The 19,683-nt window shown below is 34.5% G+C and carries 23 protein-coding genes; 4 read left to right on the plus strand and 19 right to left on the minus strand.

The annotated features are described in order from the left end of the window. Nucleotides 1-3: 3 nt before the first annotated feature. Genes ABZC13_RS10170 through mnmG form a run of 4 tightly spaced genes read right to left on the minus strand, consistent with a single transcriptional unit; the run spans nucleotide 4 to nucleotide 4,562 of the window. The gene (locus tag ABZC13_RS10170; RefSeq protein ID WP_373003059.1) at nucleotides 4-1,218 is read right to left on the minus strand and encodes a cytochrome bc complex cytochrome b subunit; all 1,215 of its coding nucleotides are present in this window, start codon (nucleotides 1,216-1,218) and stop codon (nucleotides 4-6) included. Nucleotides 1,219-1,232: 14 nt separating this feature from the next. Continuing rightward, complete coding sequence (gene petA / locus ABZC13_RS10175) at nucleotides 1,233-1,757, minus strand: ubiquinol-cytochrome c reductase iron-sulfur subunit (protein WP_373003062.1); 525 nt, start codon at nucleotides 1,755-1,757, stop codon at nucleotides 1,233-1,235. Between the two features lie 60 nt (nucleotides 1,758-1,817). Beyond that, nucleotides 1,818-2,684: a hypothetical protein gene (locus ABZC13_RS10180; protein WP_373003065.1), complete on the minus strand. Its 867-nt coding sequence runs from the start codon at nucleotides 2,682-2,684 to the stop codon at nucleotides 1,818-1,820. Between the two features lie 3 nt (nucleotides 2,685-2,687). Beyond that, nucleotides 2,688-4,562 carry a tRNA uridine-5-carboxymethylaminomethyl(34) synthesis enzyme MnmG gene (gene mnmG, locus ABZC13_RS10185; RefSeq protein ID WP_373003068.1) on the minus strand — a complete coding sequence of 625 codons (1,875 nt, stop codon included), beginning with the start codon at nucleotides 4,560-4,562 and terminating at the stop codon, nucleotides 2,688-2,690. 144 nt (nucleotides 4,563-4,706) lie between these two features. Here mnmG and ABZC13_RS10190 point away from each other — a divergent pair, with 144 nt between their 5' ends. The 4 genes from ABZC13_RS10190 to ABZC13_RS10205 all read left to right on the plus strand — a co-directional run bounded on the left by ABZC13_RS10190 (nucleotide 4,707) and on the right by ABZC13_RS10205 (nucleotide 8,502). Continuing rightward, nucleotides 4,707-4,907, plus strand: a complete 201-nt coding sequence (locus ABZC13_RS10190) for a hypothetical protein (protein WP_373003070.1) — start codon at nucleotides 4,707-4,709, stop codon at nucleotides 4,905-4,907. After that, on the plus strand, nucleotides 4,907-5,593 hold the full coding sequence (locus ABZC13_RS10195) for a tetratricopeptide repeat protein (protein WP_373003073.1): 687 nt from the start codon (nucleotides 4,907-4,909) through the stop codon (nucleotides 5,591-5,593). Before ABZC13_RS10190 ends, ABZC13_RS10195 begins: the two co-directional genes overlap by 1 nt. Before the next feature lie 12 nt (nucleotides 5,594-5,605). After that, on the plus strand, nucleotides 5,606-6,226 hold the full coding sequence (gene ribE / locus ABZC13_RS10200) for a riboflavin synthase (protein WP_373003076.1): 621 nt from the start codon (nucleotides 5,606-5,608) through the stop codon (nucleotides 6,224-6,226). A 62-nt stretch (nucleotides 6,227-6,288) separates the two neighbouring features. Further along, on the plus strand, nucleotides 6,289-8,502 hold the full coding sequence (locus ABZC13_RS10205) for a methyl-accepting chemotaxis protein (protein ID WP_373003080.1): 2,214 nt from the start codon (nucleotides 6,289-6,291) through the stop codon (nucleotides 8,500-8,502). Here ABZC13_RS10205 and ABZC13_RS10210 read toward each other — a convergent pair. The 15 genes from ABZC13_RS10210 to ABZC13_RS10280 all read right to left on the minus strand — a co-directional run bounded on the left by ABZC13_RS10210 (nucleotide 8,499) and on the right by ABZC13_RS10280 (nucleotide 19,679). Then, complete coding sequence (locus ABZC13_RS10210; protein WP_373003084.1) at nucleotides 8,499-9,251, minus strand: tRNA (5-methylaminomethyl-2-thiouridine)(34)-methyltransferase MnmD; 753 nt, start codon at nucleotides 9,249-9,251, stop codon at nucleotides 8,499-8,501. The two genes, ABZC13_RS10205 and ABZC13_RS10210, sit on opposite strands and share 4 nt — an antisense overlap. Then, the gene (locus ABZC13_RS10215) at nucleotides 9,251-9,697 is read right to left on the minus strand and encodes a hypothetical protein (protein ID WP_373003087.1); all 447 of its coding nucleotides are present in this window, start codon (nucleotides 9,695-9,697) and stop codon (nucleotides 9,251-9,253) included. The genes ABZC13_RS10210 and ABZC13_RS10215 overlap by 1 nt, the downstream gene beginning before the upstream one ends. A gap of 1 nt (nucleotide 9,698) precedes the next feature. Next, nucleotides 9,699-10,001, minus strand: coding sequence for a hypothetical protein (locus ABZC13_RS10220; RefSeq protein WP_373003090.1), 303 nt, complete (start codon nucleotides 9,999-10,001; stop codon nucleotides 9,699-9,701). Next, nucleotides 10,001-10,507 (minus strand): S-ribosylhomocysteine lyase, encoded by a 507-nt coding sequence (gene luxS, locus ABZC13_RS10225; RefSeq protein WP_373003093.1) that lies wholly within the window; start codon nucleotides 10,505-10,507, stop codon nucleotides 10,001-10,003. The genes ABZC13_RS10220 and luxS overlap by 1 nt, the downstream gene beginning before the upstream one ends. A 191-nt stretch (nucleotides 10,508-10,698) precedes the next feature. Then, a complete protein-coding gene (locus ABZC13_RS10230; protein ID WP_373003096.1) occupies nucleotides 10,699-11,655 on the minus strand; it encodes a thiamine pyrophosphate-dependent enzyme in 957 nt (318 codons plus the stop codon). 9 nt (nucleotides 11,656-11,664) lie between these two features. Continuing rightward, the gene (locus tag ABZC13_RS10235; RefSeq protein WP_373003099.1) at nucleotides 11,665-12,888 is read right to left on the minus strand and encodes a 2-oxoacid:ferredoxin oxidoreductase subunit alpha; all 1,224 of its coding nucleotides are present in this window, start codon (nucleotides 12,886-12,888) and stop codon (nucleotides 11,665-11,667) included. A gap of 2 nt (nucleotides 12,889-12,890) precedes the next feature. Continuing rightward, nucleotides 12,891-13,283 (minus strand): 4Fe-4S dicluster-binding protein, encoded by a 393-nt coding sequence (locus tag ABZC13_RS10240; protein ID WP_373003102.1) that lies wholly within the window; start codon nucleotides 13,281-13,283, stop codon nucleotides 12,891-12,893. A 10-nt stretch (nucleotides 13,284-13,293) separates the two neighbouring features. Then, on the minus strand, nucleotides 13,294-13,851 hold the full coding sequence (locus ABZC13_RS10245) for a pyruvate flavodoxin oxidoreductase subunit gamma (protein WP_373003104.1): 558 nt from the start codon (nucleotides 13,849-13,851) through the stop codon (nucleotides 13,294-13,296). A gap of 99 nt (nucleotides 13,852-13,950) precedes the next feature. Next, the gene (locus ABZC13_RS10250) at nucleotides 13,951-14,607 is read right to left on the minus strand and encodes an HAD family hydrolase (RefSeq protein WP_373003107.1); all 657 of its coding nucleotides are present in this window, start codon (nucleotides 14,605-14,607) and stop codon (nucleotides 13,951-13,953) included. Continuing rightward, nucleotides 14,604-16,103 (minus strand): peptide-binding protein, encoded by a 1,500-nt coding sequence (locus tag ABZC13_RS10255; protein WP_373003110.1) that lies wholly within the window; start codon nucleotides 16,101-16,103, stop codon nucleotides 14,604-14,606. Before ABZC13_RS10255 ends, ABZC13_RS10250 begins: the two co-directional genes overlap by 4 nt. Nucleotides 16,104-16,113: 10 nt before the next feature. Beyond that, nucleotides 16,114-17,493 carry a DUF945 family protein gene (locus tag ABZC13_RS10260; protein WP_373003113.1) on the minus strand — a complete coding sequence of 460 codons (1,380 nt, stop codon included), beginning with the start codon at nucleotides 17,491-17,493 and terminating at the stop codon, nucleotides 16,114-16,116. A 124-nt stretch (nucleotides 17,494-17,617) separates the two neighbouring features. After that, nucleotides 17,618-18,007, minus strand: a complete 390-nt coding sequence (rpsI, locus tag ABZC13_RS10265; protein ID WP_373003116.1) for a 30S ribosomal protein S9 — start codon at nucleotides 18,005-18,007, stop codon at nucleotides 17,618-17,620. A gap of 10 nt (nucleotides 18,008-18,017) precedes the next feature. Continuing rightward, nucleotides 18,018-18,440 carry a 50S ribosomal protein L13 gene (rplM, locus tag ABZC13_RS10270; protein WP_373003119.1) on the minus strand — a complete coding sequence of 141 codons (423 nt, stop codon included), beginning with the start codon at nucleotides 18,438-18,440 and terminating at the stop codon, nucleotides 18,018-18,020. A 175-nt stretch (nucleotides 18,441-18,615) separates the two neighbouring features. Next, the gene (locus ABZC13_RS10275) at nucleotides 18,616-19,035 is read right to left on the minus strand and encodes a hypothetical protein (RefSeq protein WP_373003122.1); all 420 of its coding nucleotides are present in this window, start codon (nucleotides 19,033-19,035) and stop codon (nucleotides 18,616-18,618) included. Between the two features lie 41 nt (nucleotides 19,036-19,076). Further along, nucleotides 19,077-19,679 (minus strand): LysE family translocator, encoded by a 603-nt coding sequence (locus ABZC13_RS10280; RefSeq protein ID WP_373003125.1) that lies wholly within the window; start codon nucleotides 19,677-19,679, stop codon nucleotides 19,077-19,079. Nucleotides 19,680-19,683: the final 4 nt, after the last annotated feature.

The raw sequence follows: 19,683 nt of genomic DNA on the forward strand, positions 1-19,683 counted from the left end.
TCCTTATAACTTTTTTTCTAATGATGTAATAATTGGTAATGCAATCCACATAGCTATAAATATAATAGCTGCAACAAGACCAATCGTACTAAATATACCTTCTGGAGGTAGTTTACCCATAGCCGTAAGAACGATCATTACAATAAGCATTCCCCAGAACCAGTACTTAAATGCTCCACGACGAGACGCAGGAACTGAATTAGGACTTCTATCTAAGAAAGGTAAGAAAACAAAGATAACTTGTGCAAATCCAAATAATGCTAAACCAAGGTCAATATTGAATGGACGTAAAATCTCATAAGACCATAGGAAATACCACTCAGGGTAAATATGTGCAGGTGTCTTAAGACCATCTGCAGGGTCAAAGTTTACTGGATCCATTGCAAAACCATAATTATAAAATACTAGATAAAAGAAGAATACTAAGTAAACTCCAACAACCATCATATCTTTAGACATAAAGTCATTAGCAAATCTCATAACTTTTGAGCCAGCTTTGTCGCCATCTAAATATTTTTTAGACTCAGCTTCAAAATCAATTTCATCACCATCTTGGTTGTTAACATGTGGAATTCTAAGAGCTGCAAAGTGAAGCCCGATAAGACCCATAATAGCTATTGGAACAAGAAGTACATGCAGCATAAAGAAACGAGTTAAGAATGCTTGAGCAGGAACATAATCCCCACGAATCCACTCAACTAAACCGTCTGCATGTAATGAACCACCACTAAATAAGTTAGTAATAACCATACCAGCCCAATAACTCATTTGTCCCCATGGTAACATATAACCAGAGAATGCTTCAGTTGAAAATGCAATAAATAAAAGCATTCCTGAAATCCAAATCATCTCACGACCCTTCTTGTAAGAACCGTAATATATACCTGTGAACATGTGAATATAAATAATTAAGAAAACAACAGATGCTGCAACACCATGTACGTGTCTCCATAACCAACCATAACCAACTTCTCTCATAATTGTATAGTTTACACTGTTAAATGCTTCCCCTACACTTGGTTGATAATACATCAATAAAAATATACCTGAAACTAAAAGTAGTACGAATGTGATTACAAGAACCATACCCATTGCCCACAAGAAGTTAATGTTTTTTGGAATCCAATATTCAGATGCCATAACTTTTTCAACTTTTTCAATTGCTAATCGTTGGTTTAACCAATCTTTAACACTTGTCGCCTTTGTAAAATGTGCCATTTATTTTCCCCTTTCTATAGCGTTATGCCAGTTTCTTTCATCTTTGTGTATTCTGGACCAGCTTCACCTAAAACTAACTTGTTTCCGTCAATTTTAAATGGAGGTATATCAAAACCACGTGGTGGTGGTACTTTTGTTACAGCACCAGCCCAGTCGAACTGACCACCATGACATGCACATAAGAAACCATCTTCTTCACCCTTGTATGCTGGAATACAGCCTAGGTGTGTACATAAACCAATTGCTAGCATAAAATGCATACCATCAACAACAACATCACGCTCTTTTTGTACATCAGTTTGTTTAGCAACCATTTCAGCAGTTTTTCTAAGAACAAAGATTGGCTTCCCTCTCCACTTCTCCGTTACTAACTGGTTTTCTTCATATGTTGACATATCAAGAGTAGTAAAACCTGCAGCTTTTACACTTGGTAATGGATCCCAACTACTTTTCATTGCAACCAATGAACCTACCGCACCTACTGCCGCAACGGCACCAAATGCTTTCCCCATAAAACCTCTACGGCTATTATTTTCCATATCTGCTCACTTTAGTGTGAATTTTAAAGCCTGATTATATACTAAAGTAGTTTTAATTATTTATAAATTTAAGTTCTCTTTTATAAATTTACTTAAATAGTTACTATTATGTTCCACTTTGTAATACTCGTGCTCTGCAAGGTTTTCTAATATTGTCAATAGTTGCCTATTTTCATAGTTTTCTACGATAGGAACATTCATTTTTTTAAATAATTCTTGAAAATCTCTTGGATAATCATATCTTTGAATAAAAACCGGTTTACCACCAGAAGCTAAATTTTCTAAAGCTGCTTGTGGAGATGCAGTTATTAAAATTTTTGAGCTTTTTATGACATCATCATAATCTTCAAATTCGTGATAATTCTTGAATTTTTCTTTCAGCATGTCTTCATAATCAAAAAAGTAATAAAATCCTAAAAGTAAATCTGGATTTAAACCATCCAAAAGAGAAAAATTCTGCTCTAGCTGCTTGTCATAATCATCATCTCCAAAAAAGAAAGATAATTCTATAGTTTTTTCCACTTGTTCAAAATATTTCTCATCAATTACAACTACATTACAAACATCAGCTTGATTTAAGTATGGTGATATCAAGAACTCATTATTTTCTTTTTTATCATCTATTTTATCACTGACTCTAATAAAATTAGAGAAATACTTTCTCATATCATCTAACATTATTGGATTTGCTTCATCTGAATCAAATATAATTTTATCACCATTATGTGATATTTGAGGAATATTTCTAACTACATCAATTCCAACACTTTTCTCTACACCAAATTCAGAAGCAATCTGTGCAATACGAAAATCTGAACAAAGCAAAGTAATATCAACACCTTTTAGAAGGCGAATAATTGTACAAGCTCTTCTGAATCTATCTAATCCTATACGGTGCCCTGTGTGTACATAATAATATGTCTTCATTATCTATCTTCTCTTACTTGCTATTCTAATATATATATGTAATATCTCTATAGCTGCCGGTGTTATTCCGCTTATCTGCATTGCTGATTGAAGTGTAGGTGGATTGAAAGTTTCTAGTTTCTCGACTATTTCTTTAGATAAGCCGCTTACGTGTTTAAAATCAAACCCTTCTGGTATAGCAATTTTAAGATACTTTTTCATTCGCTCTATTTCTTCGCTTTGCTTATCTATATAGCGGGCATACTTACCTTCTACCAAGATCTCTTCTTTTATATAGTCATCATACTGGTCTAGTTGGGGAACTATTTTTATCATCTTTTGGACATCAAAACTTTTTCTGGCAACAAGTTGTTGAGCTGTGGATATATCTTTGATTGGAACTTCACCCATTGAATCTAAAAATGCTATAAATTCTTTGTTTGGAGTAAACCTTGTATCTTCTAAAAGTTGTGCACCCTCTTTTATCTGTTTGTTTTTCAACTCAACACTTTGATAAAATTTATCACTTAAAAGTCCAAGTTCGTGTCCATAATGACTAAGTCTTGTGTCAGCTGACTCCTCACGAAGAAGTAATCTGTACTCTGCACGAGATGTAAACATACGGTAAGGCTCTTTAGTTCCTTTTGTAACAAGATCATCAATAAGAACACCTATATATGCTTCATCACGCCTTAGGACAAGAGGTTCCTTTCCTTGTAATGAAAGAGAAGCATTGATTCCAGCCATTAATCCTTGTGCAGCTGCTTCTTCATAACCAGTAGTTCCATTTATCTGTCCGGCTAAGTATAAATGTTTTATTTTCTTAGTCTCTAAAGAATGTTTTAATTCACGTGGATCAACAAAGTCGTACTCTATTGCATATCCATAACGAACGATCTTTGCATTCTCCATTCCTTTTACCGAATGAATCATCTGCTGCTGAACTTCAGGTGGAAGTGACGTACTCATACCATTTATGTAACACTCAGTATTATCCATCGTCTGAGGCTCTATAAAAAGATGATGTCTATCTTTATCTCTAAAACGGTTTACCTTATCTTCTATACTTGGACAGTATCTTGGACCTGTTCCCTCTATCTGACCTGTAAAAAGTGGAGCACGATAAAAATTTCCTTCGATGATGCTGTGAGTCTCTTCATTTGTATAAGCTATAAAACATGGTATTTGTTTTTTTGTAGCTCTAAACTCTTGGCGATTTGTTCTGAAGCTGAATGGACAGGGAGTTTCATCTCCACCCTGCTCTTCCATAACAGAAAAATCGATTGATGAGCTGTCAATTCTTGCACAAGTTCCGGTTTTTAGACGACCTATCTCAAAACCACACTCTTTTAAAGAATCACTTAACCCGACACTGGTTTGTTCACCAAAACGACCGCCCTCTTGTTTAATCTCACCAATATGAATAACACCTTTTAAAAAGGTTCCACTTGTAATAATTACTCTTTTAGCTTTGTATTCATTTAAAAGGTTAGTCTTAACACCTTTTACTTCTTCATCTTCTATAATTAAAGAGTCTGCCATCTCTTGAACTAAATCAAGATTTGGAGTATTTAGTACTTTATTTCTCGCTATTACTCTGTACTTGTCCATATCTATTTGTGCACGACTTCCGCGAACAGCTGGACCTTTTGTTTGATTAAGGATGCGAAACTGTATACCTGCTTCATCTGTAATAAGACCCATCTCACCACCAAGAGCATCTAACTCACGTACTAAGTGCCCCTTAGCTAAACCACCGATTGCAGGGTTACAACTTGTAGCACCTACATTTTCGGCAAGCATTGAGATCATCAGAGTTTTATTACCCATTCTTGCAGATGATAAAGCTGCTTCAACACCAGCATGTCCCCCTCCAATAATTATTACATCATAATTCATATATTTATTCCTAATATTTATACTTCTCAAACTGAAGCTTCGCCTTTTACGAGAAAAAAAAATTCAATTTTTAATTTAGCCGAATTTTATCATTTTTCAGTATCATTTGCATAATATATATAGAATTACTTGAGGTTTTTCAAAATGAGTAAAGATACAAAAGATTTATTTAAGGATTATGTTCCAGAAGTTGTTGAATTTGATGAAGAAATCGATGGCAGTGATGAACATAAGATTAGAGAAGATCATTTAAGCACAAAAGAAGATCTTTTTAAAGAGATTATTGGAAAAAAGTCGAATAAAAGAAGCTATAGACAACCTATTAGAACTGAGAATGAGAAATAATGATAGAAAAAGCACATGAAGCTTACAACAGTGGTGACTATAAAACAGCACTAAAAATGTACACAGAACTAGCATCTAAAGCAAATCCGGATGCCTTAACATCTTTGGGTTATATGTATCAAAATGCACAAGGCTGCGAACAAGATGATAAAAAAGCGTTAGAGTACTATGAAAAAGCTGCAGAGCTAAAACAACCATACGCACTTTTTAATCTGGCTATTTTATATATGAATGGCTTGTGTGGGGTTCGACACGATCAGTTCAAAGCACATGAACTTCATATGGAAGCAGCTACAAGAGAAGTACCTCCTGCAATGTATGAGGTAGCCCTTATGTTAGAGCGTGGCCTTGGTTGTCTGCAAAACTACTCTGAGGCTGCTTTTTGGTATGAAGAGGGAGCCAAAAGAGGTCACCTTGAGAGTTTCAATAATCTAGGTGTTCTTTACAAAGAAGGCCATGGAGTTCCTCAGGATGAGGCTAGATGCTTTATCTGCTTTTCAAAAGCAGCCGATGGTGGTTTAGCTGAAGGTCTATACAATCTGGGTCAACTATACGATCAAGGTTTTGGATGCGAACAAGATCATGACAAAGCACTTGACTTATGTAGAAAAGCAGCCTACAAAGGTCATGCTAAAGCTAAAGATATAATCAAAGGCTTACAAGAAAATGGAAAAATTGTTTTTTAGGAGTACCAACTAATGTTTACAGGTCTGATAAGAGAAATTGCTACAGTTAAAAGCTTCTCAGGAAGCGAGTTAAGTATAAGATCAAAACACAAAGCAAAACTTGGTGACTCAATTGCAATCAACGGCGCATGTTTAAGTGTTGTCAAGCTTTCTAACGATGGCTTTAGTGTAGAATTATCTCCAGAATCTCAAAAACACCTTGCTCTTGAAAACTACAAAAATGAAGTTCATATTGAGCCAGCAATGATGATGGGTGATAGATTTGAAGGGCATATCGTTCAGGGGCATATAGATGCAATTGGAACAATTAAGGATATAAAAAACAGTGGAAACTCTTTCGATGTTTTTATAAGTGTTGACAAAAAATTCATTCCATATATTGTGCCAAAAGGCTCAATAACTATAGATGGAGTAAGCCTAACAGTTAATGATGTAAATGCGGATAACTTTAGACTTACAATTATACCTATTACAATGAAAGAGACACTTTTTAAAAACTACCGAAAAGGTTCTAAAGTGAATGTAGAGACTGACATGTTCGCTAGATATGTTTCGCATATTATCTCTCATCAATCTAAAAACAGCTCCAATATTACGTGGGATGATGTGGACTCAATTACAGCGAGATATTAAAAATAATAATTTTATTTTATTTTTGATATACTTAATAAAATTCAATTTAATGGGTATTTTAAATGAACATTATTAAGACACTATTTATTCTCTGTGCTCTGTCTCTCACTTTGGTTGCAAAACCTGTCACTCCAGATGCAAGCACTGCGCTCAAGTACAAAGTAAAACTCCTAAGTACTAAACAAGCACAAGAGAAACAAAAGAATGGTGCTATTTTTGTAGATACTCGAAAAGTACCAGAATATGCTATTGAGCATATTGATGGTGCTATCTCCGCATACTACGATGAGAAAGGTGGCAACGCAAATAAAGTTGTCGATTTTGATAATTCAAATGATATATACCATAACTCAAGACTGCCAAGCGATAAACAAACAAGTCTGATTTTTTACTGTAATGGTGCAAAGTGCTGGAAGTCTTATAAAGCAGCTGTTATGTCTGCCGAAGATGGTTATTCAAATATTTACTGGCTTCAAGACGGTATAGGACAGTGGAAAAAAGATGGATATAAACTAGATGGCATAAACATCATGCCACAAATCGAAGCTCAAGAGCCAGACGACAGTTTATCAACTCACATTACAACCAGAGTAATACTTGCACTAGTTCTTTTTATAGCTCTATATTTTATATTTAAAATTTTAATTAACAAACAAGACCTACTAATATCTAGAAAACTACTAAGTAATATCTTTGTAGTTTCTATCAGTATGATAGTTATCGGCTACTTCTCACTAAATGCATCTAACGATGGTAAAAAAGCCATAAATATGATCTATGAAGAAAATTTTAAACCTCATAACGAACTTCTACACGCGATAAATGATTTTAATTCAATATCCAATAACCTTTCTAACTCTTTAACAGGTTTAATAGCTTTTGAGGGTGCAAGAATTGCTCTCGAGCAAACTAGAAAAAATATGCAAAATGTTATAGTCAATATAGAAAATAGTTCATTTTATAAAGATGAAAATATTAGAAACTCTTTTACTATTATCATCAATGAATATAAAAATTCCAACAATCTGCTAGAGCAACTAAAAGTTGCATATACAAAAGAGGATAAAAAGACTCTAGAAAAGCTTGCATCTAATGAGTGGGCGCTATCTAGTGCTATTATAAATAAGCAGTTCAATATAATAGAGCAAAAAGTAAATATAAAAATCAGAGATATCTACAATGACACTTCTTCTAACCTTTTGAAAACGTTTTATGATATTTTGATTTTAATCATATTTTTTGTACTTGTCTCAACTATACTAAATTTACGTTTGTATAGCTTCATTAAAAAATCCATAAACACTATTAGAGATAATATAGTCTCAACGTTAACTTCACTTGACTTATCAAAAGAAAGCATAAAGTACAAAAACCAAGATGAGCTTGGAGAAGTATCTGAAGCCTTTACTAAACTGCTTCAAGAAGTACAAGAAGTTCTAAATGAAGCTAAAGGTTCATCAGAAAGAAACAGTTCATATTCAAATGATATGAGAAACAGTGCTTCATCAATCAGTAAAGGTGCTGAACATGAGTTTGAGTTAGTCCATGAGACTAAAAGTATGAGTGATGATATGGAGGAGAAGCTTCTAACTACTACACATAATGTCCAAAAAACTCAAGAAGTCACTAGACAAGCAGAAGATAACCTTCAAGAACTACAAACAAATGTATTGGATATAGTTGATAAAATCCAAGAAAATGCACAAGTAGAAGAAGACATAGCGAGTCATCTAAATCAACTATCAACAGATGCTTCTTCAGTTAGAGACGTCTTGAGTATCATAGAAGATATTGCCGATAAAACAAATCTTCTAGCACTAAATGCCGCTATTGAAGCCGCGCGTGCCGGAGAGCATGGACGTGGATTTGCTGTTGTTGCAGATGAAGTTCGTAAACTTGCTGAAAGTACACAAAAAGCTGTAGGGGAAATAAACTCAACTATCAGTGTTATTACTCAATCAATCATAGATGCTAATAACCAGATGAATTCAAACGTTGAAAAAACAAGAACTCTGAGTAATGACTCCGAGCTTATGAGAGATAAACTTCAACACACAAAAGATATTATTACGAGTACAGCTGACTTGGCTTCATCATCCTTATCAAGTACGCAAGCGGTTCAAGAAAAAGCTCAAATTGTACTTAATAACATAGAAAAAATAAACAACATTGTTGAACAAAATAGAGAAAATGCTCAAAATATATCAACTAGTTCTGATGAACTACATAGCGTCAGTCAAACACTAAAAACTCAGCTTGATAAATTTAAAACTTAATCCATCAATGGCTTAGCATCTGGATTACATGATATTTTATGTTTCATATCTACAAGAGTAAACTCTTGTAGTTCATCTTGAGATGCAACTGTTGCAGCTCTTATTCCGTCTGCACTGTTTATATAAACTTTAAAATCATTTCTAAATAATGCCAGTCTAGTTGCCAATGAAATAGAATATGTTGTAAGCATTCCATCTTTCTTCATTGCATTTTTTATATCTGCAAAATACTCTAATGTCCAAAGACCAGGATTAGAGCTTGGTGAAAATGCATCTTGATATACTATATCAAACTTTTCTTGAAATTTTTTGACATACTCTCTTGCATCTCCTAAAAATATTTCTATATAAAAATTCTCATCACTATAAACACCTTTCTCGGAGAGTTCTAAAATGATATTTTCAAAGCCATCAAACTCTTTTGGATAAGTAAAGTTTTTTAGTGAAGATATAAGGCTTGTATCTAACTCAGGAGAGTAAATATTCAGCTTAGAGTATAGAGAGTTCTTTTTATGATGGTAAATTGTTGCCAGAGTATTAAAGCCGAGTCCAAAGCAGATATCTAGTATATTTATCTCTTCTTGATTTTTTTTGATTTTAAAAGCCGGTAATACATGTTTTAAAAGCGACTCTTTCATCGCTCCATCTTTTGTAGAATGATAGTGTTCATCATACTCTTTTGAATATGCTGTAAATGAACCGTCTTCACTTAGAACTATCTCGTGTAGTTCATCGTTAAATTTATCCACTAAAGCCCGTTGCCCCACATATGCATCTTCTTTGCAATAACCAAATCATATCCATCAACTATATCAATTTCATTAGGTGCACGGAACTCAAACTCTTCTAATAGAGCTTTTGTAGCCTCTACATCCATAATACCCTTCTTTTCCATGATGATTACATGTGCGGTATTTGCAAGTGTTAAGTATGCTAATTTTAAAATCATTTTTGGATTCTCATGTTTATGAAAAATATCTTTTAGAATTACCATGTCATGGTCTCTAGGCATTGCACGAAAAGGTTGTGAAAAGTTTAAGTTGTCTTCATTATAAAGAGCAAGGTTAAATTCACCGCTAACACTATCCATCATAGATCTTAATGCGACAGTTATTTCATCTTCACAAAGAGCCACTTGTAGATAGTGATTCCCTGGAAGAGGATTGAATAATTGTAAAAATTTATCTAAGTTCATCTTAATAAGCTAAATCGTGTAGCTCTTTAAAGAGATAGGCTTCAACAATATCATCTATACTTCTTTGCGTGTGAGCAACTAAAACCATCATGTTTTTTTCCATAAATGGCCAAACATATTCATTGTCATTTGCTACTACAACACACTCGCTTAAGTTTTCAAAGCTATCTTTATCACTAGAGTGATTTACTTCTACTAGCTGTCCCTCTTCTATAAGCATCTGAGCCCATATCTTTACATCTTCAAGCTTAGTGAGACGAGCTTCTTGAACTTCATCACTATCCATAGGCAGTAATATATACATTAGTCTTCTACTTTTGATAGATCCAGTGTCAATGCCTCATTATCCATAATATCAATATCTTTACGAAGTACAGCAGAAGCTATGTCTTTAGCATCTGATAGTGAATGCATCTTATAAGTTCCACACTGGTATATATTAAGTTCGGGAATATCTTTTTGCTCTTTAACTTCTAGTATATCTCTCATAGATGCTTCCCAAGCTTGAGCAACAACTTCTTCATCAGGTTTTCCAAGAACACTCATATAGAAACCTGTTCTACAACCCATTGGTGATACATCAATAATCTCAGTATCCTTAGAGTTTAAATGATCTCTCATAAAACCTGCAAACAGATGCTCTAATGTGTGAATACCTTCTGATGAAAGAATGTCTTCGTTTGGTTTTACGAAACGAAGATCAAAAACTGTAATATCATCTCCACTTGGAGTTTTCATTCCCTTAGCTTTACGAACTGCGGGAGCAGGCATGATAGTGTGGTCAACTGTAAATGAGTCTAATAATGGCATAGTTATAAATCCTTAATTTTATTGAATGTATTGTAGCAAATTTTTTGTTATGTTTTTTGAAGTTTGTTAGTTAATAGTAAAAAGAAAAGTTTTAGATTTTATGTAGATTGTGCAAAACTCCAACTAAGGCTAGGCTAATAGCCTGCCGTGGTGGAGTTTAGTGCAAGATATGTGAAAGCTAGAAGTTTGGATTAAACTCTTGCTTCTTCACGTCTTTGTAGGTATGCCCAATTGTCATCAACGCGCTCTTGCCACTCTTTGATTAAGTGCTTATACTCATCTTTAAATAAGTGTTTGAAACGACCTTGTGCAGCTAAATACTCTTCAACTGGAACAACATTTTTAGGACGGTAAGTAATATTCAACTCTCTACCATCGATAATTTCATATAATGGAAACACTAATGAATCAGTTGATAGGTCAGCTAACATCATTGTATCTTTAGGATCAAATTTCCACTCAGTTGTACACGGAGATACAGCATTGATAAATACTGGACCATCTACTGCAAAACCGTGTTGAATCTTCTTAACCATGTCTTTCCATTTATTTGGAGAAACTTGTGCTGCATATGGAATATGGTGAGATGCCATAATAGATACCATGTCTTTTTTATTTTTCTTTTCACCATAGCTAACACGACCAGCTGGTGCAGTTGTTGTACTAGAACCAATTGGAGTTGAAGATGATCTTTGACCACCAGTGTTTGCATATACTTCATTGTCAAGAACAACGTGCATCATGTTGTGACCACGTTCCATACAACCAGAGATCCATTGGAAACCGATATCATAAGAAGCACCATCACCTGCAAAAGATACAAATTTAGGATTGCGATCAGGTTGCTTTAGGCGACCTTTGTTCTTAAGTGCTTTATACATTGCTTCAGCACCTGCAACAGCAGTAGAACCATTTTCAAAACCGATGTGAATCCAAGAAGCATCCCATGATGTATATGGATAAACAGCAGTACATACTTCAAGACACCCTGTAGATGCTGAAAGTACTAAGTCATCATTCGTAGCATTTAATACTTCACGAACAATAATCGAGTGCGCACAACCAGGACATAAAAGGTTTGCACCTTCAAAACGGTCAGCTGATGTTGAGAACTCTTTTAAGTTTTTAATTTTTTTCATTTCACTCACAGTATTCTCCTATAAATATGATAGTTTCGGTCCGCGAACACCGATAAATTGTTGTAATGGAGTTGTTATTTTACCAGCGTCAACATTTGCCTGTAGCTCAGTAAATAGCTCTACTAAGTGTGCTTTAGTTAAATCACGACCACCAAGACCATAGATTTTTCCACAAAGCATAGGACGTTTTTCTAAGTTATACATACAACCTGCTAACTCATTAAATAACATACCAACCGTTCCACCAGGAGCTGAACGGTCAAGAGTTGCAACAGCTTTTATATCTTTAAGTGCTTCTGCTATTTGCATGAAAGGGAAAGGACGAATAACACGTATTCCAACTACACCGGCTTTAATGCCTTTTGCTCTCATCTCAGTTGCAACTTCACGAGCAGTCTCAACTGAGGTACCCATACAAACTACAGCTACATCAGCATCATCTATATCATACTTTTCAACGATGTTATATTTACGACCAGTAAGTTTTTCGAAATCTGCAAATACTTCTTCAATTTTAGGGAAAACTTTAGTCATCAAGTCATTGTGTTGACGAGCTTTATGCTCAAAATGCCAATCTTCTTCAGTCTGAACACCGTGAGTTACAGGATGCTCAAAGTCAAGCATGTCATTCATTGGCTTATAGTCACCAACAAAGTTATAAGCAACATCATCCGTTAATGTTTGAACACCTTGTGCTGTATGAGAAGTCATAAAACCATCTTGGTGTACCATTGCAGGAAGTCTAATACCATGATCTTCAGAAACTTTAAAAGCAATAAAGTTTAAGTCATAAGCATTTTGAGGGCAGTAAGAATCAAACTGAATCCAACCGCTATCACGACCAAGATACATATCTGAGTGGTCACCATTAACATTAAGTGGAGCAGCAAGAGCACGATTAACAACGTTTAAAACGATTGGTAAACGCATACCAGATGCTTGGTAAAGAGTCTCTACCATTAGTGCAAAACCTTGTGAAGATGTTGCAGTAGCAACACGACCACCAGCAGCAGCGGCACCGATACATCCTGACATTGCAGCATGTTCAGATTCAACCATTACAAACTCGCCTTCAACATAGTTGTCCGCTAAGAATTTTGCATAACCTTCAACAATTGGAGTTGATGGAGTAATTGGGTAAGCTGCAACAACATCAATTTGACACTGTCTCATAGCTTGAGCAGCTGCAAAGTTACCGTCCCATACTTCAATATCTTTTAATTCCATTTTATCAAATGCCATTACTATTTCTCCTCATCTTTTGCAGGCCATGATGCGATCTCTGCCTCTTCTTCTGCTTGTTCTGGGAACATTAAAAGTGATTTTGGGTTTGTAGGACAAACTTCAACACAAATTCCACAGCCTTTACAGTGATCCATATCTACACCAATCATCTTCTTATCTCTAGAAATGATTGAAACATCTGGACAATAAATCCAACAAAACTGACAATCAATACAGTAATCTTTATTGAATACAGGTTTAACTAGTCTCCAGTCAGCAACACTTGCTGTATATGAACTACTTGAAGAATATGCACGATCTATTTGAGCAGTACCTGCAATATCATCTATTTTACCATCAAATGAGCGAAGCATAGCTCCAATTTCGAATTCATCCCATCCTCTATTTGCCATCATATGCTCCTTATTTCACTTCATCATAAGCACGTTGAATTGCAATCATATTTGCATCAACGATCTTCTGTGGTAATTTTCCGAGAATTCTCTTCATACTTTCTTTGAAAAATTCTATATCATACATCTCAGAAACTTTCATAAATGCACCAAGCATTGGCGTATTTGGAATAGGACGACCAATAGTCTCATTTGCAATTGTAATACAATCAACAGTATATACGTCCTTACCTTCTAGCTTTGGTTGAGCCTTAACAAGCTCCTCTCTAGTTAGGTGAGTGGTAATAATATATTTTGTACTATCTTTATGATTTATAGTAACATCACTTGTATAAACCAACGCAGGGTCAATTACAAAAACAAAATCTGGTTCCATATACTTTTCATGGTTCATAATCATCGCATCATCAACACGATTGTATGCTGTCATTGCAGCTCCACGCTTAGCGGATCCATAAAATGCAAATGCCTGTACATGCTTACCTGTTGTAGAAATAACATCTGCTAAACCTTTTGCTCCTGTAACAGCACCCTGTCCAGCACGACTATGCCATCTAATTTCTAGCATAAATTCTCCTTCTTTTAATACATAAGAATCTTCAGTTCTAATTATATGTATTTTAGGGAAGTTGCTCTTAAATATAGCTTGAAATAATACACTTTATTACTAAGTAAAGGAAATGTGTGTTTTTTTCTTCTTTTGGAGATATTTTACTGCTTCTAGAGCGTCACTAAATATCACATCTGTGTGTTGTTTTAAAATATCACAGTTGTCATATCCACTCAAAACTCCTATAGAATTTACACCCGCATTTTTTGCAGATATAAGGTCAAGTTTTGTATCTCCTATCATCCATATTTCTCTGTTAGCAGTATCAAGCGCGTCCAATGCTTTGTTAATAGGTTCCGCATCTGGTTTTGGCTTCTCAACATCCTCTCGCCCAATCAAGACTTCAAAGTATTTCATAAGATCAAAATGCTCCATCAACACCCTAGAATACTTTCCTGTTTTTGTTGTGACAATTCCAAGAATTGCAAACTCATTAGCCTGAATAACTGCTTCTTTAGCATTAAGTAATAGAGTTGTTCTTTGTGTAGATATTACGCGATAGTACTCTTTATACGTATGCACATAGTCCCAAACAACATCTTCATCTACACCTAACTCTCTATACATAACATCTAACGGGTAACCAATAAGAGCAGTTATATCTTCATCTTTTGGATTTGGATAATTATGTGCTTTAAATGAGTGGTGAAAAGTCTCAAGAATTGCATCTGTAGAGTCTATTAAAGTTCCATCTAAGTCAAAAAGTATTATCAATTTTTTTCCCATTCTATATAGTTATGCCAGATGCCACTCAGGCTTGGCTCTACATTTTTAATATTTTTATTTACAGTTGTTATAGAGTTTGGAATATACAAGAATAGATATGGGTTGTCTTCGACGATAATCTTAAACATATCTTGCCAAAGTTGTGATAACTTTTCTCTGTCAATTATACTTTGTGATTCTTCTATCATCTTGTCTATCTTGGAATTTTTATAGCCTACGAGATTAAAGCCGCCCTGCTTGTCATTGTCACTGTGCCAGAAGAGGTACGGGTCTGGTGTAGATGATAGTCCCCATCCTAAGAGTACACTGTCAAACTTGTTTGGAAATACTACCATATTTAAAAAGGCCTGCCACTCCATCACTCTTAGAGTTACTATTACTCCGGCACGTTTGAGTTGATGTTGAAGTATCTGTGCTGCATATGGTCTTATAGCACTTGAGTTTGATGTAACTATCTCAAATGAAAAAGGATTTTTATCATCATAACCAGCTTCTTTTAAGAGTTTTTTTGCCTTTTGCAGGTCTGGAACTGGTGCTTTTACATCAGGGTTAAAAGCCTTTGTTTTTGGAAGAAATGGTCCGGTACACACCTTCGCATGTTTAAAGAACAAGATATTCACTATTTCTTGTCTGTCTATTGCAAGTGAAAGAGCTTCTCTAACCTTTGGATTTTGAAATTTTTCACGTCTTAGATTAAACCCGAGATAGGTATATGAGTGAGAGATCTCTTCATAAATATTAAACTTATCAAAAAAATCAGGATTTAACTGCCTCTCAAACTGCATAGGTTCAATTCCACCAACATCTAATGCAGCTGACTTTAGCATCAAAAATCGTGTCATAGGATCTGCTATTACATGAAAAGATATTCTATCTATCTTTGTTCGTCCTTTGAAGTAATCATCAAAAGCAACAAGAATAATATTTTTAGAGTGTTCTAGTTGATGAAGTTTGTATGCGCCCGTCCCGATTGGTTCCGTATTGAACTTAGAGTTCATCAGATTATTTTCATCCTTTAGAACGTGCTGTGGTAAAATACCCATCATCCAAGTCTCTAAAGCTTTAAAGTAAGGCTGTTTATATATCACTTTGACGGTGAATTCATCAACTACCTCTACATTTTTTATAAATCTAAAGTTTGCACTATATGGTGAGACAACCTGTGGTGAAATCAAAATCTTATACGTAAAGAGAACATCATTGGCGCTAAAGTTCTCTCCATCATGCCAAAGTACATTTTCATGAAGTTTAAAAATAAGGGTAGTATCATTTTCAAAATAAAACTCTTTTGCCAGGTCACCAATTATCGTCGAAGAGTCTTTATCAAACTTAACAAGTCCGTTAAATAAAAACCCTGCAATCTCAGATGAACTAGAGTCTGTAGCAAGAAGCGGATTTAGCCTAGAAGGATTTGCCGACGTTGCAAGATGCAAGGTTGAGGCAAATATATTTACCGATAAAAAAAGAAAGAGTAAAAGTCTCACAATAGAGCTCTTAGTTTAACTGTTTATCATTTACACTCAATCTGCCATCATTGAGTTTAATCTCAAAAATAAGATTGTTGCCATCTTCACGAGCTAGCGAATTTGCCATGCCTGTTACTGGTGCTTCTTTATTTAACAGAGCATACAACTCTTTTGAAAACTTGATAGTAGATGCAAGGTTTAAATTTTTGCTAAGAGACATAGGGGAAGTCTTTAGTTTACTCGCTAAATCTGCATCTTCTTTTAAAACCATTTTTGCCATCAAGCTAAAGCCATCAATAGATTTTTGATTCTCTATAGTTATCTTTTTTACCGACATATCAGCGACACTAAGTGATAAACCTTTTGATAGTAGCTTTATAACTGATTCTTGAAGCTTCTGCTCAAACTCAGGAGAGTAGTTTGCATTTGTATGAGAAGTCAGTTTTCTAAACTCTTCATATGAATCTTTTTCAACACCATCTAAAGAGATATCATAGTTAAAGCCTGAAGCTGCAACATTTGCATCTTTAGAATTAAATTTAAACTCACCAAGAGAACTTTTCACGTAAAACTCTGCTTTTGTTCCTTGAGTATTTGAAGATATATTTACTTTGATATTATCAATACTGGCTTCTAACTTAGAACTTTTGCCTTCATCAACAAGAATTGACATTGATTTCATAGCAGCACCGGATACATAAGTACTTTGTGATTCAAATGTAGAGGAAGATGTCAAATCATTCATTTCAAATGTAATCCCATTTGCAGATTCATCAGCCTTTATGATTACTTTAGAGATGCTCGTCTGCAAATTTTTAGGTGCTATTAAAGAACCACTTCCATAATAAGTAGCATTAAAAAGTTTCACAGTCATCTTACTGCCATTATCAAATATATACTCTTCATCTATATCTTTTATGTAACCATCAAAGAGTTCATCAGATATATAATAGTTAATATGATATAAAACACCTTTTCCTTGAAGTAACTTATCTATATAAGTATAAAAAGGCATATTCTCTTTTTTAAGTTCATCCGTAATATTAGCAGGAAGAGTTAAAGGATAGATATCAACTAATACTTTAGAGCTTAGTGGAAAGTTACTATACTCTATATCTACACCTACTACTGCACCGGAGATCATTGCATCTATATATGGAGGTATTTGAGCATCCGAGTATTGGTTAAGATATTCTATAAATCTAGGCGCATCAGAAAGTAAAAATTCATAATGTTTTTTAGTAGTTAGGTATGAAGACTCTGTTGTATCATTTTTCAACTCCAGTCCATTAGAAGTTAAAACTGCAACTCTTGTCTTTAGAACTCCCTCAGCAACACTGTTACCTACTATTGGAAGAAGTGCTATTACAGCAATTACTACTACGAGAACTATGAGAATTTTTTTCATAAATGTACCTTTTTATTAATTGAGGACATTATATATCAAATAAGTTAAATAGATTGTTTTTTGTGAGAATTAGAGAAAGATTTTACCAAGACAAAATGTCTTGATAAAAAAGTATAGAAAATGATTAACGTTTTGAGAACTGACGAGAACGACGAGCTTTACGCTTACCTGGCTTCTTACGTTCAACAACACGTGAATCACGAGTCATCATACCTTCTGGTTTGAGGATAGCTTTAATCGATGGATCAAATGCAACTAGTGCACGAGAAATACCATGACGAAGTGCATCAGCTTGACCACCAAAACCACCACCTAAAGTAGTAGCAACGATATCAACTGAAGTGTCTTGCTTAGAAAGAACTAACGGTTGTTTAACACGAAGTTTCTTAGCTTCAAGTCCACCTAACCATGCGTCTAAAGAAAGACCGTTGATTGTGATGTTACCTGTACCTGGAGTTAACCATACTTTTGCTATCGACGCTTTACGACGACCTGTTGCATAAATTTTTGCCATGTGGTTATCCTTACTTAGCTAGTTGTGCAGTGTGAGGGTGTTGATCACCTGCATAAATTTTTAATTTTTTAAGCATTTTAGCACCAAGCTTAGTTTTAGGAAGCATACCACGAGTAGCTAATTTATATAGTTTCTCTGGGTTTTTCTCTAAAAGCTCAGTCATCTTAACACTCTTAGTACTACCGAAGTAACCTGAGTGAGAAAAATATTCTTTATTAGCTATTTTACCAAGACCATTAAATCTAGCCTTAGAAGCGTTAATGATAACTACATAGTCACCACAATCAATATTTGGAGTCCAACAAGTCTTATTCTTACCACGAAGTATAGTAGCTACTTCTGTAATCATACGACCAAATGTCTTACCTTCAGCATCAATCAAAATCCATTTTTGATCAATCTGTTCTGGAGTTGCAATTTGTGTAAATTTCATTCAAGAACCTTTCATTTTGTTTTTCTAAAGAAACATTTTGCCATTGCAAAAACGATTCTCTTGTTTTGTGACGGAAGTATAACTATATAAACTTATAAATAGCTTAATTTATGGTTATCTTAAGGTTTGTTTTTTGGATGGTTGGTACATGATTTCTCACATACCTGAGGTTTTTCTAAGGATTTGAAGATTTTCTTTTAGCTTTTTGTCTTGCTTCTTTACTTTCTTTGCTTTCACTCCATTTTTCTTGTCTGTTTTGACCTTGTTGAAGTTTTCTTTCTTTCTTATTTTCTGGCTTTTGACTCAATCTCTCTTGTCTATTTTCTCTTTTTGTATCTTCTCTAGTTTTTCTTGCTTCTCGTTTATTCTCTTTTCTTACTTTACGAGCTTCTCTTTTCTCAGTCTTTCTTTCCCACTTATCTTCTCCTTTTTCTGCTTTTCTTTTCTGCCTTGCTTCCATCTTTACAGCTTTTCTCTCTTGCTTTTGTGCTTTTCTCTCTTGCTTAAGCTCTCTTTGTTCATTATTCGTTTTTTGTGCAGCATTTGCATTGGCAAATAACAGAGTCATTAAAAGTAGTACTACAATATTTTTCATTCTTTACCTTTTTTTAATTATATATAGTTAATTATACCCAATTATGGAACAAGCTTTCCAATCATAACCGTACCAAAACCAAAGAGTATAAGAGCAGATGCTATGCTAATCCAGTGTGATACGCTGTGAGATATTTTATGCTTAGTCCTATGCACCAGATAAGGCATTAGTGTTATCCATAGTAAAATTGCACTAAGCATTCCAAGTAGTGTTATATAAGGGTTTAACTCTTTACCTGCTATATAACCTGACACACTTAGCCAAAAACCTATAGTGTATGGATTTATAGCTGTTAATAGAAAACCTTTTGCATAGAGTTTCACACAACTACTCTCTTTTAATTTTTCTTTTTGTGCACCAATCTTTGTATCTCTATTTTTAAAAATAGCGTATGCAAGATATATTAAAAAAGCTCCACCAAAAAGTGAAAGAGAGTTTAAAATATATGGCTGATTAAAAAAAGCCATCAGTCCAAATATGATTAAAAACAGATACAGAATGTCAGAGCTCATTGCTCCAAGTCCTATCATCACACCATTTTTGTATTTTTTAACAGCCTCATTCATAATGAGAATATTTATAGGTCCCAACGGCACAGCCGCTCCAAGACCTAGCAAAAAGCCTTCTGTAAATGATAAAATCAATTTA

Source organism: Sulfurimonas sp. (assembly GCF_041563035.1).
Taxonomy (GTDB): domain Bacteria; phylum Campylobacterota; class Campylobacteria; order Campylobacterales; family Sulfurimonadaceae; genus Sulfurimonas.

Coding starts and splice junctions, on each gene's coding strand:
- ABZC13_RS10170 (WP_373003059.1), bottom strand. CDS start 1,218: ATGGCACATTTTACAAAGGCGACAAGTGTTAAAGATTGGTTAAACCAA.
- petA (WP_373003062.1), bottom strand. CDS start 1,757: ATGGAAAATAATAGCCGTAGAGGTTTTATGGGGAAAGCATTTGGTGCC.
- ABZC13_RS10180 (WP_373003065.1), bottom strand. CDS start 2,684: ATGAAGACATATTATTATGTACACACAGGGCACCGTATAGGATTAGAT.
- mnmG (WP_373003068.1), bottom strand. CDS start 4,562: ATGAATTATGATGTAATAATTATTGGAGGGGGACATGCTGGTGTTGAA.
- ABZC13_RS10190 (WP_373003070.1), top strand. CDS start 4,707: ATGAGTAAAGATACAAAAGATTTATTTAAGGATTATGTTCCAGAAGTT.
- ABZC13_RS10195 (WP_373003073.1), top strand. CDS start 4,907: ATGATAGAAAAAGCACATGAAGCTTACAACAGTGGTGACTATAAAACA.
- ribE (WP_373003076.1), top strand. CDS start 5,606: ATGTTTACAGGTCTGATAAGAGAAATTGCTACAGTTAAAAGCTTCTCA.
- ABZC13_RS10205 (WP_373003080.1), top strand. CDS start 6,289: ATGAACATTATTAAGACACTATTTATTCTCTGTGCTCTGTCTCTCACT.
- ABZC13_RS10215 (WP_373003087.1), bottom strand. CDS start 9,697: ATGAACTTAGATAAATTTTTACAATTATTCAATCCTCTTCCAGGGAAT.
- ABZC13_RS10220 (WP_373003090.1), bottom strand. CDS start 10,001: ATGTATATATTACTGCCTATGGATAGTGATGAAGTTCAAGAAGCTCGT.
- luxS (WP_373003093.1), bottom strand. CDS start 10,507: ATGCCATTATTAGACTCATTTACAGTTGACCACACTATCATGCCTGCT.
- ABZC13_RS10235 (WP_373003099.1), bottom strand. CDS start 12,888: ATGGCATTTGATAAAATGGAATTAAAAGATATTGAAGTATGGGACGGT.
- ABZC13_RS10240 (WP_373003102.1), bottom strand. CDS start 13,283: ATGGCAAATAGAGGATGGGATGAATTCGAAATTGGAGCTATGCTTCGC.
- ABZC13_RS10245 (WP_373003104.1), bottom strand. CDS start 13,851: ATGCTAGAAATTAGATGGCATAGTCGTGCTGGACAGGGTGCTGTTACA.
- ABZC13_RS10260 (WP_373003113.1), bottom strand. CDS start 17,493: ATGAAAAAAATTCTCATAGTTCTCGTAGTAGTAATTGCTGTAATAGCA.
- rpsI (WP_373003116.1), bottom strand. CDS start 18,007: ATGGCAAAAATTTATGCAACAGGTCGTCGTAAAGCGTCGATAGCAAAA.
- rplM (WP_373003119.1), bottom strand. CDS start 18,440: ATGAAATTTACACAAATTGCAACTCCAGAACAGATTGATCAAAAATGG.
- ABZC13_RS10275 (WP_373003122.1), bottom strand. CDS start 19,035: ATGAAAAATATTGTAGTACTACTTTTAATGACTCTGTTATTTGCCAAT.